Source organism: Desulfotignum phosphitoxidans DSM 13687, assembly GCF_000350545.1.
Lineage (GTDB): Bacteria > Desulfobacterota > Desulfobacteria > Desulfobacterales > Desulfobacteraceae > Desulfotignum > Desulfotignum phosphitoxidans.
Window position 1 is genome coordinate 426,500 of the sequence record NZ_APJX01000004.1, and the last position, 19,193, is coordinate 445,692.

Annotated in this window: 22 protein-coding genes; 10 read left to right on the forward strand and 12 right to left on the reverse strand. The window is 49.5% G+C overall.

From position 1 onward, the window contains the following. Positions 1-115 precede the first annotated feature (115 nt). The 6 genes from DPO_RS11650 (at position 116) to DPO_RS11675 (ending at position 5,936) form a co-directional block, all read left to right on the forward strand. Positions 116-2,254 (forward strand): aldehyde ferredoxin oxidoreductase family protein, encoded by a 2,139-nt coding sequence (locus tag DPO_RS11650; RefSeq protein WP_006966145.1) that lies wholly within the window; start codon positions 116-118, stop codon positions 2,252-2,254. Between the two features lie 16 nt (positions 2,255-2,270). Further along, positions 2,271-2,468 carry a sulfur carrier protein ThiS gene (thiS, locus tag DPO_RS11655; protein ID WP_006966146.1) on the forward strand — a complete coding sequence of 66 codons (198 nt, stop codon included), beginning with the start codon at positions 2,271-2,273 and terminating at the stop codon, positions 2,466-2,468. 43 nt (positions 2,469-2,511) lie between these two features. Further along, positions 2,512-4,080: a DEAD/DEAH box helicase gene (locus DPO_RS11660; RefSeq protein ID WP_006966147.1), complete on the forward strand. Its 1,569-nt coding sequence runs from the start codon at positions 2,512-2,514 to the stop codon at positions 4,078-4,080. Between the two features lie 74 nt (positions 4,081-4,154). After that, positions 4,155-4,541, forward strand: coding sequence for a Sec-independent protein translocase protein TatB (gene tatB, locus DPO_RS11665; protein WP_006966148.1), 387 nt, complete (start codon positions 4,155-4,157; stop codon positions 4,539-4,541). Positions 4,542-4,546: 5 nt separating this feature from the next. Beyond that, positions 4,547-5,335 (forward strand): twin-arginine translocase subunit TatC, encoded by a 789-nt coding sequence (tatC, locus tag DPO_RS11670; protein ID WP_006966149.1) that lies wholly within the window; start codon positions 4,547-4,549, stop codon positions 5,333-5,335. Positions 5,336-5,471: 136 nt separating this feature from the next. Continuing rightward, the gene (locus DPO_RS11675; RefSeq protein ID WP_006966150.1) at positions 5,472-5,936 is read left to right on the forward strand and encodes a cytochrome c3 family protein; all 465 of its coding nucleotides are present in this window, start codon (positions 5,472-5,474) and stop codon (positions 5,934-5,936) included. Between the two features lie 113 nt (positions 5,937-6,049). Here DPO_RS11675 and panC read toward each other — a convergent pair whose 3' ends face one another. The 7 genes from panC to DPO_RS11710 form a co-directional block, all read right to left on the reverse strand. Next, on the reverse strand, positions 6,050-6,895 hold the full coding sequence (gene panC / locus DPO_RS11680) for a pantoate--beta-alanine ligase (RefSeq protein ID WP_006966151.1): 846 nt from the start codon (positions 6,893-6,895) through the stop codon (positions 6,050-6,052). A gap of 8 nt (positions 6,896-6,903) precedes the next feature. Beyond that, the gene (locus DPO_RS11685; RefSeq protein ID WP_006966152.1) at positions 6,904-8,331 is read right to left on the reverse strand and encodes a cobyrinate a,c-diamide synthase; all 1,428 of its coding nucleotides are present in this window, start codon (positions 8,329-8,331) and stop codon (positions 6,904-6,906) included. 29 nt (positions 8,332-8,360) lie between these two features. Next, positions 8,361-8,618, reverse strand: coding sequence for a dissimilatory sulfite reductase D family protein (locus tag DPO_RS11690; RefSeq protein ID WP_006966153.1), 258 nt, complete (start codon positions 8,616-8,618; stop codon positions 8,361-8,363). A gap of 101 nt (positions 8,619-8,719) precedes the next feature. Next, entirely contained in the window at positions 8,720-9,868 is a 1,149-nt protein-coding gene (dsrB, locus tag DPO_RS11695; protein ID WP_006966154.1) for a dissimilatory-type sulfite reductase subunit beta, read from the reverse strand. A gap of 15 nt (positions 9,869-9,883) precedes the next feature. Next, positions 9,884-11,212, reverse strand: coding sequence for a dissimilatory-type sulfite reductase subunit alpha (gene dsrA / locus DPO_RS11700; protein ID WP_006966155.1), 1,329 nt, complete (start codon positions 11,210-11,212; stop codon positions 9,884-9,886). Between the two features lie 249 nt (positions 11,213-11,461). Continuing rightward, entirely contained in the window at positions 11,462-12,571 is a 1,110-nt protein-coding gene (locus DPO_RS23935) for a hypothetical protein (protein ID WP_152427643.1), read from the reverse strand. Between the two features lie 26 nt (positions 12,572-12,597). Continuing rightward, entirely contained in the window at positions 12,598-13,275 is a 678-nt protein-coding gene (locus DPO_RS11710) for a tetratricopeptide repeat protein (protein ID WP_006966157.1), read from the reverse strand. Between the two features lie 203 nt (positions 13,276-13,478). Here DPO_RS11710 and dapA point away from each other — a divergent pair, with 203 nt between their 5' ends. Further along, the gene (gene dapA / locus DPO_RS11715; RefSeq protein WP_006966158.1) at positions 13,479-14,516 is read left to right on the forward strand and encodes a 4-hydroxy-tetrahydrodipicolinate synthase; all 1,038 of its coding nucleotides are present in this window, start codon (positions 13,479-13,481) and stop codon (positions 14,514-14,516) included. Beyond that, complete coding sequence (locus DPO_RS11720) at positions 14,509-14,913, forward strand: hypothetical protein (RefSeq protein WP_152427644.1); 405 nt, start codon at positions 14,509-14,511, stop codon at positions 14,911-14,913. Before dapA ends, DPO_RS11720 begins: the two co-directional genes overlap by 8 nt. A gap of 52 nt (positions 14,914-14,965) precedes the next feature. Here DPO_RS11720 and DPO_RS11725 read toward each other — a convergent pair whose 3' ends face one another. The 5 genes from DPO_RS11725 to DPO_RS11745 form a co-directional block, all read right to left on the reverse strand. Beyond that, positions 14,966-15,763, reverse strand: a complete 798-nt coding sequence (locus DPO_RS11725) for a methyltransferase (protein WP_006966160.1) — start codon at positions 15,761-15,763, stop codon at positions 14,966-14,968. Further along, on the reverse strand, positions 15,760-15,963 hold the full coding sequence (locus DPO_RS11730) for a YwbE family protein (RefSeq protein ID WP_006966161.1): 204 nt from the start codon (positions 15,961-15,963) through the stop codon (positions 15,760-15,762). Before DPO_RS11730 ends, DPO_RS11725 begins: the two co-directional genes overlap by 4 nt. 205 nt (positions 15,964-16,168) lie before the next feature. Next, entirely contained in the window at positions 16,169-16,618 is a 450-nt protein-coding gene (locus DPO_RS11735; RefSeq protein ID WP_236609953.1) for a 3D domain-containing protein, read from the reverse strand. A 300-nt stretch (positions 16,619-16,918) separates the two neighbouring features. Beyond that, on the reverse strand, positions 16,919-17,167 hold the full coding sequence (locus DPO_RS11740) for a DUF2442 domain-containing protein (RefSeq protein WP_006966163.1): 249 nt from the start codon (positions 17,165-17,167) through the stop codon (positions 16,919-16,921). An 8-nt stretch (positions 17,168-17,175) separates the two neighbouring features. Continuing rightward, the gene (locus DPO_RS11745) at positions 17,176-17,427 is read right to left on the reverse strand and encodes a DUF4160 domain-containing protein (protein WP_006966164.1); all 252 of its coding nucleotides are present in this window, start codon (positions 17,425-17,427) and stop codon (positions 17,176-17,178) included. Positions 17,428-18,440: 1,013 nt separating this feature from the next. Here DPO_RS11745 and DPO_RS11750 point away from each other — a divergent pair. Both DPO_RS11750 and DPO_RS26065 read left to right on the forward strand, forming a co-directional pair. Continuing rightward, positions 18,441-18,830: a hypothetical protein gene (locus tag DPO_RS11750; protein ID WP_006966165.1), complete on the forward strand. Its 390-nt coding sequence runs from the start codon at positions 18,441-18,443 to the stop codon at positions 18,828-18,830. After that, a partial coding sequence (locus DPO_RS26065; protein WP_040011824.1) for a hypothetical protein occupies positions 18,799-19,193 on the forward strand: 395 nt, incomplete at its 3' end. The genes DPO_RS11750 and DPO_RS26065, both read left to right, overlap by 32 nt.

Here is a 19,193-nt window from a genome sequence, read left to right on the forward strand (position 1 = left end):
TTTAAAATATTTATTGCGTACCACTGGGGAGGGGGCGAATCTGATACGCATAGTCAGACACGGCCCCCAAAATCTTTAGATCTGTAAAAACGGATTAAATCCAAGGAGCAAACATATGGGTCCTGTGAAATTAAATGAAATCAAAGCTGTTTCCTATGACCGGGCGGAAGTGATCAAGGGATACACGGATCGGTCCCTTCACATCAACCTGGCTGATAATGACATCCGCATCGATTCAATTGATGCAGCCGTAAAAGACAAATTCATCGGCGGCAAAGGGTATGATCTGTGGTTCATGTGGCAGGCCGTCAAAGGCACCACAAAATGGAATGATCCGGAGAATGCCCTGTGCATCTCCGCGGGTCCCTTAGGGGGAACCCCGGGATATCCGGGTGGCGGCAAAAGCATCGTCACCACCATTTCCCCTTTAACGGGCGCGCCCATTGATTCCAATGTGGGCGGCTATTTCGGTCCTTACAAAAAATTTTCCGGATTCGACGTGATCACGTTAACCGGCAAGGCCGATCAGGACGTCGTCATTCTTATCGACGGCATTGAAAGCCGGATCAAAATATTTAATGCCGCCGATCTGCCGGACAATGCCTATGATCTGTCCGATGCCCTGACCCGGTATTTTGACGAAAAAAAACCCGTGAACGTCTCTGTGGTGACCGCCGGTCCCGGTGCTGAAAACACATTTTTCGGATGCCTGAATTTTTCCTGGTATGATTCCGGACGTAAACGGGTCCGTTACAAACAGGCCGGCCGGGGCGGTACCGGCACGGTGCTGGCCGACAAAAGAATCAAGGCCGTGGTGGCCCGATATGGGGCTGTTTCCATGAAAAGCAATCAGCCTGCAGATCTGGACGCGTTGAAAATCGTGACCAAAACCCATGCCAAAGAGATCCATGACTTAGATCCCAAACAGAACCGCATGGCCCTGGTGGGCACCACCCATCTGGTTCCCATCATGAACGACCATGACTGCCTGCCCACCCATAATTTCAAATTCGGGTCCCATCCGGAATCCGCCGTTATCGGGGAAGCCGTGTATGAACATATATTTGACAAGGGCTTTGACGGTTGCTGGCGGGGGTGTGCCGTGGCCTGTGCCCACGGGGTCAAGGATTTTTCCCCGTTCACCGGCCCCTTCAAAGGCACCAAAGTGTTTGTGGACGGCCCGGAATATGAAACCGTGGCCGGATGCGGTTCCAACTTAGGCATTTTTGATGCCCATACCATCCTGGAAATCAACTTTTATTGTGATGCCTATGGGATGGACACCATTTCCGTGGGAACCTCCATCGGATTTGTGATGGAATGTTTCGAAAATCAGCTCATCACTGCCGAACACACGGGCGGGATGGACTTCAGTTTCGGCAACCGGCTCAACACCCTGGAACTGATTCACCAGATGGCGAAAGGAGAAGGGTTCGGTGCCATTGTGGGCAAAGGCATCCGGCAGATGAAACAGATCTTTGCCGAAAAATTCAATGCCGACCCCGCGTTCATGCAGGATATTGGTATGGAATCCAAGGGCCTGGAATTTTCCGAATACATCACCAAGGAAAGTCTGGCCCAGCAGGGCGGTTACGGCCTGGCCCTCAAAGGCCCCCAGCATGATGAAGCCTGGCTGATCTTTCTGGACATGGTCCACAATTTCATGCCCACTTTTGAAAACAAGGCCGAAGCCCTGCACTGGTTTCCCATGTTCCGGACCTGGTTCGGACTGTGCGGCTTGTGCAAGCTGCCCTGGAACGATATCGTGCCTGAAGACAACAAAGACTCAGAAGAACCGGCCAAAGTGATGAAGCATGTGCAATGGTACGCGGATTTCTTTTCGGCTGTCACCGGCAAAAAAACCACGCCTGAGGATCTCATCGCCATGAGCGAGGCCGTGTACAATTTCCAGCGGATCTTCAACCTGAAAATGGGATACGGCACCCGGGAACATGACACCCTGCCCTACCGGGCCATGGGGCCGGTCACTGTGGAGGAATATGAAAGCCGTTCAGACCGTTACGACACACAGCTGACCAATACCTACAGCATGGATATCACCGGTATGGATACGGCAGCCAAAGTCGCGGCATTGAGAAAAGAACGCGAATCCCAGTATGAACAGCTTAAAGATGCGGTCTATGACCGTCGGGGCTGGACCCGGAACGGAATTCCCACCAAGGAAACGGTTCAGCGCCTGGGCATCGATTTTCCGGAAGTGCTGGAAGTGCTGGCGGAAAACGGGATTCAATAAGGCACAAACCGTTTTTATGATACAGGTGAATGACCAGCCATTTGAGTGGAAACCGGACATGACCATCGCGGATCTGCTGAAACAGATGCCGGATGTCCGGTTCTGCTCCGTGGTCCGTCTCAACGGAAAACTGGTCTCCAGTCCCCGGTTTGAAGAAACCCGGATTCCGGACAACGCGGTCATCCACCTGCTGCCTCTGGTGGCAGGTGGATGATGCCGCCTCCATTTACTGTTAACCCCCAACACAGAGTCCACTATTGAAATCTTTCATCGATTTTCTCAAGCGACGGTTCAAAAAACCGACGGCACCTTCGCCGACCCCACCTGACCCCGGACCCCGGCCTCATGCCGAAGACATGCCCCATCCCCGGAGTCAAAAGAAACCCATTGCCGAAAAAAAGAACCCCATTGCCGAGAAATCGACGGGTCCAAAAAAATCACCGGAACACTCGCCAAAGAGTACCGGAACAGCGCCGAAATCCCAAAAATCGGCTTCCAAACCTTCATGGTCTGTGGACCAGTTTCAAGTTTCCCCGCTGGAAGGCAAAACCCGGTTTCATGACCTGGGTCTGCCGGAACCGCTCATGCATGCGGTGGCAGATCTGGGATTTGAATACTGTACCGATATCCAGGCCGCCCTGCTGCCCCATACCCTGGCGGGCAAGGATGCCACGGCCAAGGCCCAGACCGGCACCGGCAAAACAGCCACGTTCATTATCGCCATCATCAAGGCATTTATGGACAAACCCGTAAAAAACAAACCCGGATTTCCCAGGGCCTTGATTCTGGCGCCCACCCGGGAACTGGTCCATCAGATAGAAAAAGATTTCCAGGGCCTGGCCAGATACGCCGGGTGCAATATTTTATCGGTTTTCGGCGGCACGGGATACGCCCGGCAGCAGCAGACCCTTCAAGAAAATTCAGTGGATGTGATTGTGGCCACGCCCGGGCGGCTTCTGGATTTTATCCGGCAAAAAATCATCCAGCTGTCCAAAGTGGAAATCATGGTCATCGATGAAGCGGACCGGATGCTGGACATGGGATTTATTCCGGATGTCCGCAGACTCATTTACATGACCCCGCCCAAAAACAACCGGCAGACCCTTTTCTTTTCCGCCACCCTGACCGAAGATGTCTTACGCCTGGCCGATTCATGGACCACCAAAAACCGGGTCCAGATTGAAATCGATCCGGAACAGACGGCGGCGGACAGTATCCGGCAGATAGTATACCTGACCACGGAAGATAAAAAATTTCAGCACGTTTACAATCTGTTGACGTCTGAAACAATTGAGCGGGTTCTTATCTTTGTGAATCGAAAAGATACGGCCACTTTTTTGAGCAGCAAACTGGACCGGTACGGCCAGAAGTGCAAAGTGCTCTCCGGAGATGTTTCCCAGAACAACCGGTTCAAAGTGCTGGAGCAGTTCAAAAAAGGCACCGTCCGGATTCTGGTGGCCACGGATGTGGCGGCCCGGGGTCTGCATGTTGAAAACATCAGCCATGTCATCAACTATGATATGCCGTTTGAGCCTGAGCATTATATTCACCGGATCGGCAGAACGGGCAGGGCCGGTGCCACAGGCACCTCCATCTCGTTTGCCGATGAAATGAGTTCGTTTCAGATTCCGTTGATTGAAGCGGTGTTAGGCTATAAGCTGCCCTGTGAATATCCATCCGACATTCTGGAAAATCCATTGCCCAAGCCCGCACCCAAAAAGAAAAACACATCGCCTCCCCCGAAAGCCAAAGCCAAATCCAGACGGAGGCGGCGATCCAGGCCCCCGGGAAATTACGCCGGGAAAAGCCGTCCGGGTTCCAGTTGACAGGGTCCAGGCATTCAGTGTAAAACCCAGGTGATTTATAACAGCATCTATAATATTTAAGGAGAGGGAAAACTATGTTTGGCCTTGGAATGCCTGAAATTCTGTTGATTCTGGCCATTGCCCTGATCGTGATCGGGCCTCAGAAACTGCCTGAACTGGCAAAAACCTTAGGCCGGGCCATGGGAGAATTCAAGCGCTCTGCCCAGGATCTCAAACGCAGTATTGACATGGATACCACTCTCCAGGATGTCAAATCTTCCACCACGGATTTAAAAGATGTGATCAAAGATTCCAAACGGGAAAAACCCAGCAGAAAAAAACCAGACACCACTGATGCCGCCCAGGGAACAGATACTGACACCTCTGAAGTCCCGGACCCGGCAACGGATGCTGACACATCATCTTCATCAAAAAATACAAAGGATGATACACCCGCTGACAAAAAGAACTCAAACGGATAAAATCCATGGAATCTGATGCCAAAAGCCCGTTTACTGAACATTTAGGAGAATTGCGGGACCGGCTGGTCCGGTCTTTCATCGCCGTGGGCGTGGGATTTGCCATTGCTTATGCGTTCAAGGAAAAACTGTTTCAGATCCTTACCTCTCCTCTGGTAACAGCCATGGAAGCCAACGGCAATGCCAAAATGATTTTCACCGGACTGCCGGAAGCGTTTTTCACCTACCTTAAAGTATCGCTGCTGGCCGGTATCATTCTGGCCACACCCGTATTGTTCTATCAGTTCTGGATGTTTATAGCCCCCGGACTGTACCGGACTGAAAAAAAATATATGCTTCCCGTGGTCATTTTATCCCTGTTTTTTTTCGTGCTCGGGTCTTCATTTGGATATTTCATTGTATTTCCCTATGGGTTTCAGTTTTTTCTGGGATTTGCCACGGATACCATCCAGGCCATGCCCTCCATGAAAGAATACCTGTCCTTTGCATCCAAGATGCTGCTGGCTTTTGGGTTCGTGTTTGAACTGCCCCTGGTTCTCACCTTTATGGCACGCATGGGGCTGGTGACAGTGCCTTTTTTGAAAAAAAACAGAAAATACGCGTTGCTTTTGTTTTTTGTCGGCGCCGCCCTGATCACCCCGCCGGATGTCATTACTCAGATAATGATGGCTCTGCCGCTGATGGTGTTGTATGAAATCAGTATTATCGGTGCCCGGATTTTCGGAAGAAAACCCATCGGAACCCCGGATGAAACCGATGAAACCGATGAAGAAAAACAAACGCCGACTGACGATTGAAAGACATGAACCCGCCGGATTTCTTATTGACTTTGGCACAGGCTTATGTCTAAAATCAGCCCATATATGAAACGGACCGATGCTTGGAACAAGCACCGGAAACTATAAATTGAAACCAATAAGGAGAAAACGTGCTATGAAGAGTAAAACGATCACGCTTCTACTGACAGCCGCTATCATTGCGATTTTTGCCGCAACAGGTATCCAGGCCGGCACTGAAGTGGAAGACACCTTTGAAATCTCAACACCCGGATATGATGACGTCAACCGCAAAAAAGGGCCGCCTCAGTTTAAACTGGTGACCTTTACCCATAAAAAACACACGGAAGATTACAACATCTCCTGCGGCGAATGTCATCATGATGAGACGGGAACGCCGTTGTCCGACCTCAAAATGGGAGATGAGGTGCATCCCTGTTATGAGTGCCACAATATTTTTGAAAAAGACAAAGACAACCGGAATGACATCATGGTTCATGAAAATGCCATGCACGGCAACTGCAGAGAATGTCACAAACAAGTCAATATCGATGCCGGGGATCCCAAAGGACGGAAAGGTCCGGCACCGACCTCCTGCACCCAGTGCCATGAAAAAGCCTGATCTTCAGGCAAACACCCGCCCGCAAAACTGAATTCCATCAGTTGAAACATAAAGGCGGCCTTGTTATGAAAACAAGGCCGCCTTTTAAAATTCTCACAAACGGTTCGATTGGCTCAAAACGTCAGCACCCGGTTATCGATCAACCGGGTTTTCCCCACCCATACGGCCATGGCCATCAGCGTTTCTTTCTGAATCAAAGCCACATCTTCCAGAGTTTCAGGATCACACAAAGACAGATAATCCACACGCATGTCCGAACCCGTGGCCAGGATATCGCCGGCCAGATCCAGCACTTTTCCGGCATCCCGCTCTCCGTTTTTCACTGCGTTTTCCGCAGTTTCCAGACACCGGGACAGCAGCAGCGCATGGGGGCGCTGGGCCGGGGTCAGGTATTTGTTTCTTGAGCTCATGGCCAGGCCATCCGGCTCCCGCACAATGGGTACTCCCACGATATCAATCCCCATATTCAAATCAGTCACCATCCGCCGGATCACGGTCAGCTGCTGAAAATCCTTTTCCCCGAACACGGCCGTGTGGGGTCTGACAATATTGAACAGTTTGGTTACCACGGTGGCCACCCCTTTGAAAAAACCGGGCCGGGAAAGCCCGCACAGATGAAAGGGCAGATTTTCCAGGGTGACATATGTCTCAAATCCCGGTGGATACATCTGTTCGTCCGTCGGGGTAAACACAGCAGACACCCCGATTTTCCGGCATTTTTCCAAATCCTGTTCCAAAGCTCTGGGATACGTGGAAAAGTCTTCACTGGGACCGAACTGGGCCGGATTCACAAAGATGGATACCACTAAGTGATCGGCACATGTCAACGCTTTTTCCATCAACGCCAGATGCCCTTCATGCAAAAATCCCATGGTGGGAACAAAAGCAATGGTCTGATCTTTTTGTCGCACGGTTTCGGAAAACCGGGTCATATCACGTATGGTCGCAATTAATTCCATGGATTAGGTTACCTCGATTGATAGGCTCTGGCCAGTTTGATTAGAGAAGGGGCCCAGGACACGGATCCCAAAGCATGAATATGGGTATAGGTGCCAAAGGTATTATATTTGTGAAATCCATCTTTTTTGTCCTCAATGCCTTTGCCCCGTTCCATTAAAAACGCCATGTCCGGGTCCTGGTACTTGATGTTTAAAATTTTCGAATACCGGAATTCGTGGCCTTTGAGCACCTCCCCCACGGGGAAAAACGGATTTTTGTGCACCACTTTCACCCGGGTATACCCGTGACCCTGGGGTTTGAGTGCCAGCCCGAACCAGATGGGCAGAATTCCGGACATCGCATATTCGTGCCCATGCAGGCAAATGCTCTGTCCTAAAAATATCAGGCCCCCGCATTCCGCGTAAATGGGGAGTCCATCCCGGGCCAATGCGTTTAAATGCTCTCTGAAAGACCGGTTTTCCGCCAGCTGCGGGGCATGGGTTTCCGGAAATCCGCCCCCCATATACAATGCATCCACGTCAGGCAGCCGGTCCTGGTTCAAGGGACTGATGAACTCCAGTTTGGCGCCTGCGTTTTCCAGGGCCTCCAGATTGTCGGGATAGTAAAACTGAAATGCGGAATCTCTGATCACCCCGACCACCACTTTCGGGTCCAAAGAGCGGCTGACGGGCGCTGAAATAGCAGATCCGGGGCCGGCGGTGCGGGTCTTTTTAAACGAAGCCGCGTCACGACAGTCTTTGATCACTGCCTGGTACAGGTCATCCAGATTCACGTGCTCTATTGCCATATTTCGAACCGCATCCAGGGCCTGAATTGAAGATCCATGTTCGGCCGATGTCACCAGCCCCATATGCCGTTCCGGAAAATCCTCGGACTGAAGTTTTGGAATCGCCCCAAATACCGGGATCCCGCAGAACTGCTGGATATTGGAAGTCACTTTTTTCCGGTGCCGGGAGCCGGCCACCTGATTGAGGATCACACCGATGATCCGGATTTCGGGATCAAACTGCTGACACCCCATCACCAGTGCGGCCATGGTCCGGGTACTTTTGGTACAATCCAGCACCAGCAGTACGGGCAGGTTCAGCAGTTTTGCCAGCTCCGCTGTGGACGTGGATCCATCCGTATCAATCCCGTCATATAATCCCCGGTTGCCTTCCACCAGGGCGATGTCTGAACTTACGGCGTGTGAAAAATAAGAATCCCGGACCACCTGCGGGGTACAAAGAAATGTGTCCAGGTTGTAACAGGGGCGGCCGGCTGCCAGGGAAAGCCAGCCGGCATCGATATAATCAGGGCCTTTTTTAAAAGGCGAAACCGCTATTTGTTTACGTTTCCATGCCGCGGCAATCCCCAAACTGATGATGGTTTTGCCCGAACCACCCCTGAGCCCTGCCACCACCACGCCTGGAATAATGTCACTGCTTGCGTGCATGGGTTTTACGTCTTTACAATATGGGGTTATTAATTTTCACCTTCGGAAGAATGCTGGATACCGCCACCCTTAAGACCATACATGGTGGTGGAACCGGATGACCAGAATTCAAGAATTCCGTCTTCAACCATTTTATTCACGACTTTTTTGATCATTCTGGGCTTGTCATCCGGAAAAATTTTATAAAAGTCCTTGATATAGAATTTGGATTTGGTTTTGGCTTTTTTGCTCAGCCATTCAACCACAGCCTTTTGTGCTTCTTCCTTGTTGTCAAGAAGGTCACTCATTTTTGTCTCCTTTGATTTGGAATGGATGAGCCGGAGCCCCTGATGCAGGTGCCCCGGCTTATCCTCATATGTGACAGAATCCGTTCAAAAACTTAAATTTTCTAGAATTTGAACTGAGTGGATTGACGCCAGCTCATGTAAGCCTGCTGACGGAAATCATCGATCAGATGGTGGGTAAAATCCAGTTCACACACCTCAAAGAATTTTTCCCATCCGATTCTGTCAGCCCAGTCACCTAAACGCTCATATTTGTTGGCGCCTTTGGCATAGGCTTCCACCATTCTCTGGATGGTATCTGTCATGGAAGGCCATCTGGGCATTTCATTGGGCAGGAATGCCACAACCACCTTGGAGAATTTGGGGTCGGAAATCCGGTTGGACACTTTACCACCGGCCATCAGCACGATACCATCGCCTTCCGTATCTGCCAGAGGCATGGACGGACACATGGTGTAGCAGTTACCGCAGTACATGCATCGTTCGTTCTTGACGTCAACGGACTTGACTTCCTTGCCGTTGGCCAGTTGTACTTTGGCCGGTTTGATGGCTGCGGTGGGACAGGCTGAAACGGCCAGCGGAATTTCACACACTTTGTCCAGGTATTCATGGTCCAGCATGGGCGGTTTTCTGTGATATCCCAGAATGGCGATATCAGAGCAGTGAACCGCACCGCACATGTTCAGACAGCAGGCCATGGATACGCGCAACTGGGCCGGCAGCCTCATGTCCTGAAAATCGTTGAACAGCACATCCATGGCCGCCTTGACCGTTCCGGAAGCATCCGTGGCAGGCGTATGGCAGTGAATCCAGCCCTGGGTATGGACGATATTGGTAATACCTGCACCGGTTCCGCCGATGGGGAACTTGAATGATCCGCCGGCAAATTTTCTGCCAGACAGATCGTTTTTCAACGGTTCCAGCTTGTCTTTGGAATCCACCATGAATTCCACATTGTTCCGGGTAGTGAACCGCACATATCCGTCACAATGTTTGTCCGCAATTTCACAGATTTCATTGATCAGACCCGTGGACATCAGACGGGCGCCACCCACCCGAACCGTATATACTTCATCTCCTGAATCAGCCACATGCACGAGAACGCCGGGCTCAAGGATTTCATGGTGAGACCATTTGCCCTTGTTTTTGGCAATCACAGGAGGGTAAAATTCGTTATGATCTTTGGGACCGATGTCGGTAATCCGGTTTTCCATCGGTTTGTCTGGATTATAACCCGTAGAAATAAAAGCCATTATGATTCTCCCTTCCTATCTCCTATGGTGTTTTCTGTATTCGTCCACATCACGTTCCCAGCCGCCCGGTACTTCATCTTCTTTCCAGAAAATGTACGGGTTGGTTCTGGGGTAGGCAACATGCTGCGGCATGGGATCGATACCGGTCACTTCCAGCAGTTTCTGGAAGCCCTGACGCATAATCAGCTCACCTAAGCGTTCACGGTTCTTGCCTTCTTCCATCCACCAGTCCCAGATATTTTCAATGATTTCAGTAATTGCTTCGTAATCATTGTCCGGGTTGACTTCCACGAAGGGTACCAGCAGAGATCCCATCTGGGCACCGTCAAGAATCGGTGCTTTTGCCCCGCAAAGAATGGAACAACCCGTTTCTTTACCAATTTTCAGGGCTCTGGGCATGACATTGATGCAGTGCATGCACCTTGTGCAGTTGGCATTGTCAATGGTCAGTTTTTTGTTTTCAAACTTCATGCATTTGGTGGGGCACAGGGCCAGGACTTCTTTTTCAATGTCAAACGGACCCCAGTCTTTGCTGCCTTTGTGAGCGCCGGCATTGGCCGGATATGCGGGATCGTTTTCCACATATTTGTTCACGGCATCCTGATCAATGCGGATGTCGTCTTTCCAGGTGCCGATAAAGGACATGTCAGACCGGGCAATGGAGGCCACGCAACAGTTGGGGCAGCCGTCCAGTTTAAACTTGAACTTATAGGGGAATGCCGGTCTGTGCAGTTCGTCCTGATATTCGTTGGTCAGAAAATACACCAGCGCATTGGTGTCATAGCAGGCATATTCGCACCGGGACTGCCCCAGGCAGTCGGACGGGGTTCTCAGGTTGGACCCGGAGCCGCCCAGGTCCTGGCCCATGTCATGGGTCAGGGTCCAGAACACTTCTTCCAGCTGCTTGGTGGTGGTCCCCAGCAGAATAATGTCACCGGTGGAGCCGTGCATGTTGGTCACACCCGAGCCTCTGAAATCCCACAGATCACACAGTTTTTTCAAATAATCCGTGGAATAATATTTTCCTGCCGGCTGATTCACCCGCATGGTGTGGAATGCTTCAACACCGGGAAAATTTTCCGGCTGGTCGCAGTATCTGCCGATAACCCCGCCGCCATAACCGAAAACACCGACGATGCCGCCGTGTTTCCAATGGGTTCTGCCATGTTTGTAGGAAAGTTCCACCACCCCGAGAAGATCGTCAACCACATCCACCGGAATCTGGAATTCAATGCCTTCCTCATTCTTTGCCCTTTTTTCCGCCTGAGCTTTCAGGTCAGAGACAAAGCTTGGCCAGGGGCCGGATTCCAGCTGGTCCAGTAAAGGAGTTTCATGCTTAGCCATTTACTTACCTCCGTTAAAAGTTAAATTACATTCAACAATGAAAAGATTTTCCAAACTTTTCATCCAATAGTCTGACACAAGTCAAATTCGATATCATTCCAAATTGTTACTATGCAAGCGACATCTTCTTTGCTTTTCTTAAAGATATATTCGCCAAAAATATCATTTGTTGGTATAGAATTTCTGTTTACACATGTCAATAAAAAAACCGGATATCCCCGTTTTTCACCCGGATTTCCGAAACCGGCTTCACAAAGCGGATACGGTCTTTTGAATCCGCTCACAATGAGCATCCAGATGTTTTCGGATCAATTGCACTTCACCTGCAGTGAAGTGCCGGTCTTCCAGCAGGTGAATCAGCATGTCATGCAGCTGGGCTGAATCAAATCTTTTCACAAATTCCAGAAACCGGGCCGTTAATCCGTCGGATTCAACCAGGGGTGTATTTTTTTGGTCATACATCTTCAAAGACCGGATCATGCCTTTCACTGCGGCATCCACCACCCTGTCCGGCAGCCATGCCAGAGACCCTGTGCCGTCCACGCGATCCAGCCGCATACACAAGGTCAGGTTCAAAAAATAAAGCAGCAGACAAAACAATTGTCTGACCCGGACATCACAAATGTCTGATGCCGTTTCCGTTAACTGCCCGATTCCCCGCACCGTTATCAGCCGCACCTCATCGTGAGAATTTACCACAAAATCCCCGGCCGCCAGATGCCACGGAAAAATTTCCAGGCCCGTATCTTTTTCATAATAATCGGTCAGCACACAGGCAATCTGTTCATAAATTTTCTCTGCCCGGTGCCAGGGAACGGGTTCGTGGGTGCCGTCATCTTTCCAGATGGCCACCTGGTAATCTTTGCCCGTCCGGGTGATGTGAAATTCACAAAACCGGTCAAACCACTGCCCCAGAAAAAACCCGATCCGGCCTTTTTTTTCCACAAAGGTTTTTGCCCCGAAAACCCGGGGAATCCAGGCCGGCTCCACCCGATCAGCCAGGTCGGCAAGCAGCCGGCACTCGGTTTCAATCAAGGTGAGTCCGGGATCACGAACCGCACCGTTGAGCACCAGAAACACGGTGGCAGACCCGGTGACGGCCGTGATTTTCAGGGGGTGATAAAAGGCCCCGTGCTTTTCCAGGCAGACGTTCAGGGCATGAATCGGTCCGGGTTCAGGGGCCAGGCAGGAGACGGCATGACAGACCATTTCTCCCTGGTCCCGGGTCAAAAAAGTATGGGCCGCCTCAAAATAATCGCCGATTGTCCATTCAGCGCGACTGTTTTCAGTGCCGGTTTTTCCGGACAACGGCATGTCCCACAACCCGGATTCGGACGTTACGGGTATTTGCCCGGGCATATGAAAGGTTATTTCCGGATCAAAAATCATCCCTGACGATGGGGTGCCAGTTCTTTTAGAAGATCCGGAGCTACGTCATATCCCAGTTCACGGGCCTTGTCGCAATGAGAAATAGCCGTTTCATAGTCTTCCAGTTCCAGGTATCCTACCGCCAGATTGTTGTGGGCAATGGGAAATTCCGGTTGAATCTGAACGGCTTCCAGATTGGCCTGAATCCCTTCTTCATACAGCCCTTTCATATAGTAAGCCGTCCCTAAAGAGGCATAGGCCTGAACAAAATATTTGTTATGAATGATGGCCTTTTTCAGATGTTTGATGGCTTTGTCGATTTTTTCTTCATCTTCCTTGGCATCCTTGCCGTCCACCAGCTGGATCAGGACAAAAGCCATGTTGGCATATCCTTCGGCAAATCCGGCCCTGGCTTTGGTGGCCCGCTGGTTGAACCGGAAACAGCCTTCCAGATCTCCGCGCTGAAGACAGATTCCCCCCAGCTGCACATAGGCTTCCGCTAACGTGGGACTGTTTTCAATGGCATCGTGAAACGCTTTTTCCGCTTCCATATATTCCTGTTTTCCCAGTAACGCCACCCCCAGATTGTAATGGGTGGTGCCGCACTCGGTGTTCTGGGTCAACTGATATCTGAGTCTGGCAATATGCTCATCCGCATTCCGGGGCAGGTCTCCCCTTTTTTGCGTGTCGGACATGGGTTACTCCTTGGTGTATGGTACAAAATTTATGTCTTGTTTTCCGTCTGAAATTTCATATAATAGATGATTTGCCACAGGAGTCAAGGTATTTGGAACGCCCGGCAGGGGGAATATTTTTCTTGCATCCGCATCCCGCCTGTGGTAGCACCTGTTTTTTTGTTTTATCATGACACCATCAGAATTTTCAGGAGTCCATTGCTATGGAAAACGGATGTTTTACTGCGCTGATCACCCCGTTCACGGATACGGGGGAACCGGATCAAAACGGCCTGGAACAACTTATCGAATTTCAGATTCAAAACCATATCACCGGCATACTGGTGACCGGCACCACGGGGGAGAGCCCCACACTCAAATGGCAGGAACACATCCATGTCATTGCCCTGGCTGCCAAACAGGTCACGGGCCGGTGCCGGGTCATTGCCGGCACCGGCAGCAACAACACTCAAGAAGCCCTCACCGCAGCAGGCCATGCCGCCAAAGAAGGGGTGGATGCCATATTGATGGTGGATCCCTATTACAATGGTCCCTCATCCCTTGAAATCCGCAAGGAATATTATGAAGTTGTGGCCGGACAATACCCGGACATGACGATCATCCCCTACATCATCCCGGGCCGCACCGGTGCCCAGATGCTGCCCCAGGACCTGGCCCTGCTGGCACAGGCCTGCCCCAACATCACCTGTGTCAAGGAAGCCACGGGCAATCTTGACAACATGAAACTCACCCGCAAATGCTGCGGTCCGGATTTCCAGATTTTTTCCGGGGATGACGCGCTGGTATACGACATCATGACCGATCCTGAGATCCGGGCCTGCGGGTCCATCTCCGTGATGTCCAATATCGTGCCCGGATTCATGACGCAGATGGTATCTGCCATCAATCAAGGGGACCGGGATGAAGCCGAAAGGCTCCAGGCCGTCCTTAAACCGCTCTTAGACCTGGTGGTGGTCACGACCACGGAAGAAACCGCGTTTGGACCGGTCAAATGCCGGGCCAGAAATCCGCTGCCCCTGAAAACCATGATGCAGCTGCTGGGCATGCCTTCCGGCCCCTGCCGTCCGCCTTTGGGAAAAATGACCCGCCAGGGGCTGGACAAAATCGTTGAAACCATGCAGCAGGTTCACACCGATCATCCGGACATATTTGCGCCCATTGCAAAATTCTTCAATATTGACATCCATGAGCGGCTTCACAATCCTGACTATCAAAACGGACTATGGTACGCATATGAATAATTTTGACAAAACCAAGACATCATTGCCGGAAACCGGCACCTGCATCAAGACCATTGAACTGAAAAACGGACAACCCCTGATCCTTACGGACCGGTCCCGGAAAATCAGTGATGATGCCTATATTGTGATCATGCAGGCCACCATGGAAATCAAAATCACACCGGACCTGTTTGCCAGTGAACCGCTTTCCGGTGTGACTTTGGATCAAATCCGGGATACGTTAGGGGAAACCGTCATCTATGAGTACCGCCTGGAACGCAATTTCATTTTAAACCATGAAAAAGACGAGGTACTGGCATCCCTGGTGGATACCTTCATGAAAAACATGGAACAATACATCTCCCACCCCCGGTTCGCCCCGAAACTGGTCTTAAAGCAATACAACGACCGGAAATGATGCGGTAACCAGATTCAAGGGCAAATTGCAGACTCAATGGGGTTCTTTTCAATCAATTGCTATTTGCCGCTTTTTCAAGTGCCTGTTTTGATGCCCGGTGCATCGCATTCAGGGCTGATTTTGAATATGATTCTTTTGTCATGGTTTTTCCTCTGCCACAACTGGCGGATTGCCATCGAACCCGGCGAGCTGACGAAGCAGGCGCCCCCATGAGCAGCCGGTTCTTGGGGGTAATGACAGCCGGGATGGCTGCGGTGTAAATCTCATATCCCGCACCTTTGAGCCTGATGGCCCGGACCGCATCCACGGCCAGGTCCGGCGCCATCCAGGACCCCAAGCCTGCCGTATCGCAGGTCTCAAGATCGTGGCAGCAGGGCAGCACCGCCACTCTGGCCCGGGCACCAACCGCCCTGGCCAGGATCATATCGGTGAGGCCGCCGCAGGCATGGGCAGAGACCACCACATCGCCGGGCAAAAGGTCAATCTCCCCCAGGTCCCGGGATTCAAAATACAGGCGTTCTCCAATAAAGGGCCAGGTTTCGGACATGGCCGCCAGCAGGGTCGCCGCGCTTTTGGGGATATGGGTATCCACGGCCAGGGCCAAAGGCGAGGTCTGGTCCAGAATGAGCATGATCTGGGCTAAAAGCCCGTGGCCGCAAGCCAGGTCCACCACCCGTCCCCCTCTGAACCGCCGCCGCACACGCCGGGCCGTTTCCCAGGCCTCGTACAGCTCTTTTCTGGGCAGAACGCCGGCCCGGCAGACCGCTCTGGCGATGCGGTGAAATAAGGTGGCATCCGGGAACAGGTCCCCGTGCCTGGGCATAAGCCGGTTTTTGCTGGACCGCTTCATGGGGCTTTCTGCAAAATGGTTTTGACCCGGCCCACAATGCCGGATTCAAGCCTGACCTTGATGCCGTGGGGGTGAAAAGGGGATTTGGTGAGGATATCTTTGACCCGTCCCCGGGTCAGGTTTCCGGTCCGCTGATCCGGTTTCTGGACCACGTCTACAAGACTGCCTCTGGTGATGTTTTTTCTATTATTTCCGTCCATGAGATTCCGATCTTTTTTCCGGCAATGTTCAAGCTATTCAAGTGCCGTGCGTTACCCGCCCTGATAAAAGAAACACTATCAGGTTTTGCTTGATGGTGGTATCCATTATTTTTCATGACCATAATCATTTTTGCTTTGGATAATCTGTGCAACTCATGGGATCAATATCGTACCGAATAGTTCAAATTTGGATACTGATTAACAATCAACGCTCAATGCGTACCTTCACCCGACGTCTGCCCCACCTTAGAGCGTCCTTGTGTGAATCAAAATAGAGATCGAGCCTTTCCGGGCCTTTGATGGCACCACCGCGATCATTTACTACCCCCCATCCATATCCGGGAATCTTCATGCGGGTGCCGAAAGGATAATATCTGGTATCGGCGGCAATAGTTCCATCTTCGGGTAACCAGAGCCAGGGTGGCGCCACACGGTGGGGAACCTTCCAGGGATGGGTGACGGTATCCACCGACAAGAGACCATCATAGCTCTCCTGCGGGTCCTTGCCGCTGGCTGTCTTACCGGTATATTCCTTGCCTTTATTCTTGCCCTTGGTAATATAGCGATCCCAAAAATTGAGTTTCAATAAGGCCCAACTGCCTCGATGCCATTCACAACACTTTTTACAGCCGCAATAAGCGGTGGTCTCCATCATTCGCATCTCATGCCGAGCACAACTGGAGGAAAGCCCCAGCAGAAAGACAAGAGCACATAGTGTCAGAAAAAAATCGAAAAGCCTGCGACAAATGATATCACCTCACAACACATAAATTCGTATAAGACAAATATATAGCCGATAATCATCGGAAGGACAAGAGGGGGACCAATAAGGTGGGGCAATAACCTGCGATGCAAACGGCCTTTCTCTGAATAGGTTGTTACCGATAGCATTAGTATCCTGAAAGAATCACGCACCCCGGAGGTTTTGAGTAGGATAATTTATGTTGAGTGTGAGCTACTGGGAGTTCTCTCCGTTTTTCCAAAGTTCATATTCACTTATATCAATATTATCATTCCAATAAACAGCGTAGCCCCCTTTTTCAATTTTGACATTTTTAAAAAAAGAAGGGTTTTTCAATGGCGCAAACATTTCATTATCCCATAGTCTACTGACATCATATATTTTTTTTTCGCCATTTGTGAAAATGATGGTGAGCAGTTTATGATCTGACGCGGCAACATTTAATATTTTTGGTATCTGCATCTTTTGCGTTACTCCAGAGGGGGCAGTTTTTTAAATTCCTGTGTTTTCCAAATGGTTTGTAATTCAGCCTGGTATTTTTCAGCCCATTCCACAACCAGCTTCCTTGCCCTTGGAGGGAGGTCTCCTTCAATCATTTCCAAAGTATTGATATTGAAAAGCGCCAGATGTTCTCCATACACAGCATGGAAGTGTGGTGGTGGATGGTCTCCAAAGAAAAGCTTGATAATAATTCCATAAAATCTTGTAATTTCCGGCATCATTTCACCCACTGTCCTGTCAGTTATCCATATGCATTATCCGAACATAAAGAATATTATCAAGATTCTGATTTTATTGGTATCATAATTTTATTCAGCCTCAGAAAAATCATGCCAAGGATCCTTGAAAGGGGAGATTATCGGTAAAATCACAAAGCCTGGCTGATCGCATATCCCCGATTGGCAGCCCTTTCAGTACTATTCCAAATCAAACGTACCGGAAATGCAAAATCTTGCATTTCTGACACTCCTCAAATGATACATGCCGGTATCCCGCACAGGTAAAGGGATAAGCTGGAAACAAACAATCTTACATGCCTGACATATTCACCCGCGAACCTGTAACTGAGCCACCTCCAACCAATCTCGAAATTTTTTCGGAATATGCACACCGATTGTGTCTTTTCCGGAAGGCGGTCCTGATTCCCGGCATATGTTCTAAACCCTTATTCGAGTGAGAATTTACCCTGCTGGTAATTTTTGAATACTGTCGGTATCCTTATATAAAAAGGACATGGAAAATTTCTGGTATTGGATAATCATGTGCAACTCAGTCCCCACCCAATAATAGATCAATCAGTCCTTATATTTTTCAAAACAGATCGGGTCACCAATAATAGACACAATGTGGGGTTTTTGATTCCCCAAAGCTTTTGAAAATTGTCGATAAATACAACTCAGACATCTGCGGTTTGCCCAGTATCTGTAGTAATGTAGTAAACCTCACGTATCTTATAGAGATTGATTCATAAGTTCAACACAAGAAAATCAGAATGTCAGATGGTCATATATAAATAAGTTGGAATGGAAAATGAAGGTTGCCAAATAGCTAAAAACCTGATACCGCCTGACGAGAAGAAATGAAAAATTTTCTTCAATGGAGAACTAAATACATATTATTGGGTTCTATCATACTGTTATTTGGTTACAAAATGTTAAGCAATGCTTAAGTCCTAATGGTAATTTTCCATAAGTCATACACATCGGGCTTAAAACTAATCAACGGGGGTTAACAAATGAATCTAAAGCATAACCTCAACGATATTGCGTTCATTATTTTTTCTGCAATGTTGTCAATTGGCCTGGGCTTCACAGCACATTATTTCCTAATATCGAAGGTTGGCGGAACTTTTTTTTGTTCAAAAGACATTAATAGTGCCGTTCGCGATTATATTGAAATTGAATATAACATTGACAAAAACACGATCACGCAAAATGATCCCAAATTAAAGATAGCACAGAGCGAATTGCTATTAACTGCAAAGAATATAGATAAATTATTTAATGCCGAAGATGGAAATATTAGCACCGCCGTTGAGTCTCGAAAAATATTGCGAAGCATTAACCAAATTTTAAAAAATGGCACTATTTCCGATGAACAAATATTTCCCATACTCTTTGATTAAAAAAAAAAATGATCAACAAAAAATTTCTGATATTAACGACTTCATTGTTAGGAACAATGGGGCCAAAAAAGTAGACCTTCTCTATTTCGTGGATCCAGAGACCCCACGTCTATACAACTGGTTTTCCGTCCTAATTTCCGCTTTCATTTGGATAGCGTCATTGCTTGCATACTATTTTTATCATTGGAGAACTTTTAAAGATGACGTTCAATCAGGGATGGAGAAAGTCCAATTAGGGATGGAGAATTTTTACAATGTTATCCCTGAAGATTTTGAAAAAAAAATCATAGAGACAATAAAGAGCAATCAAGGTTTCGCTCAAGCCATGTTCAAAAGGTATCCTTCTGATTATATAGTGTCTGA

Bases quoted from the DNA above. Each gene is read 5' to 3' on its own strand.
- thiS (WP_006966146.1), top strand. From the start codon at position 2,271: ATGATACAGGTGAATGACCAGCCATTTGAGTGGAAACCGGACATGACC.
- tatB (WP_006966148.1), top strand. From the start codon at position 4,155: ATGTTTGGCCTTGGAATGCCTGAAATTCTGTTGATTCTGGCCATTGCC.
- DPO_RS11720 (WP_152427644.1), top strand. From the start codon at position 14,509: ATGAATAATTTTGACAAAACCAAGACATCATTGCCGGAAACCGGCACC.
- DPO_RS23935 (WP_152427643.1), bottom strand. From the start codon at position 12,571: ATGCCCGGGCAAATACCCGTAACGTCCGAATCCGGGTTGTGGGACATG.
- tatC (WP_006966149.1), top strand. From the start codon at position 4,547: ATGGAATCTGATGCCAAAAGCCCGTTTACTGAACATTTAGGAGAATTG.
- dsrA (WP_006966155.1), bottom strand. From the start codon at position 11,212: ATGGCTAAGCATGAAACTCCTTTACTGGACCAGCTGGAATCCGGCCCC.
- panC (WP_006966151.1), bottom strand. From the start codon at position 6,895: ATGGAATTAATTGCGACCATACGTGATATGACCCGGTTTTCCGAAACC.
- DPO_RS11710 (WP_006966157.1), bottom strand. From the start codon at position 13,275: ATGTCCGACACGCAAAAAAGGGGAGACCTGCCCCGGAATGCGGATGAG.
- DPO_RS11725 (WP_006966160.1), bottom strand. From the start codon at position 15,763: ATGAAGCGGTCCAGCAAAAACCGGCTTATGCCCAGGCACGGGGACCTG.
- DPO_RS11735 (WP_236609953.1), bottom strand. From the start codon at position 16,618: ATGATGGAGACCACCGCTTATTGCGGCTGTAAAAAGTGTTGTGAATGG.
- dapA (WP_006966158.1), top strand. From the start codon at position 13,479: ATGGAAAACGGATGTTTTACTGCGCTGATCACCCCGTTCACGGATACG.
- dsrB (WP_006966154.1), bottom strand. From the start codon at position 9,868: ATGGCTTTTATTTCTACGGGTTATAATCCAGACAAACCGATGGAAAAC.
- DPO_RS11745 (WP_006966164.1), bottom strand. From the start codon at position 17,427: ATGATGCCGGAAATTACAAGATTTTATGGAATTATTATCAAGCTTTTC.
- DPO_RS11690 (WP_006966153.1), bottom strand. From the start codon at position 8,618: ATGAGTGACCTTCTTGACAACAAGGAAGAAGCACAAAAGGCTGTGGTT.
- DPO_RS11685 (WP_006966152.1), bottom strand. From the start codon at position 8,331: ATGCACGCAAGCAGTGACATTATTCCAGGCGTGGTGGTGGCAGGGCTC.
- DPO_RS11730 (WP_006966161.1), bottom strand. From the start codon at position 15,963: ATGGACGGAAATAATAGAAAAAACATCACCAGAGGCAGTCTTGTAGAC.
- DPO_RS11740 (WP_006966163.1), bottom strand. From the start codon at position 17,167: ATGCAGATACCAAAAATATTAAATGTTGCCGCGTCAGATCATAAACTG.
- DPO_RS11675 (WP_006966150.1), top strand. From the start codon at position 5,472: ATGAAGAGTAAAACGATCACGCTTCTACTGACAGCCGCTATCATTGCG.
- DPO_RS11650 (WP_006966145.1), top strand. From the start codon at position 116: ATGGGTCCTGTGAAATTAAATGAAATCAAAGCTGTTTCCTATGACCGG.
- DPO_RS11750 (WP_006966165.1), top strand. From the start codon at position 18,441: ATGAATCTAAAGCATAACCTCAACGATATTGCGTTCATTATTTTTTCT.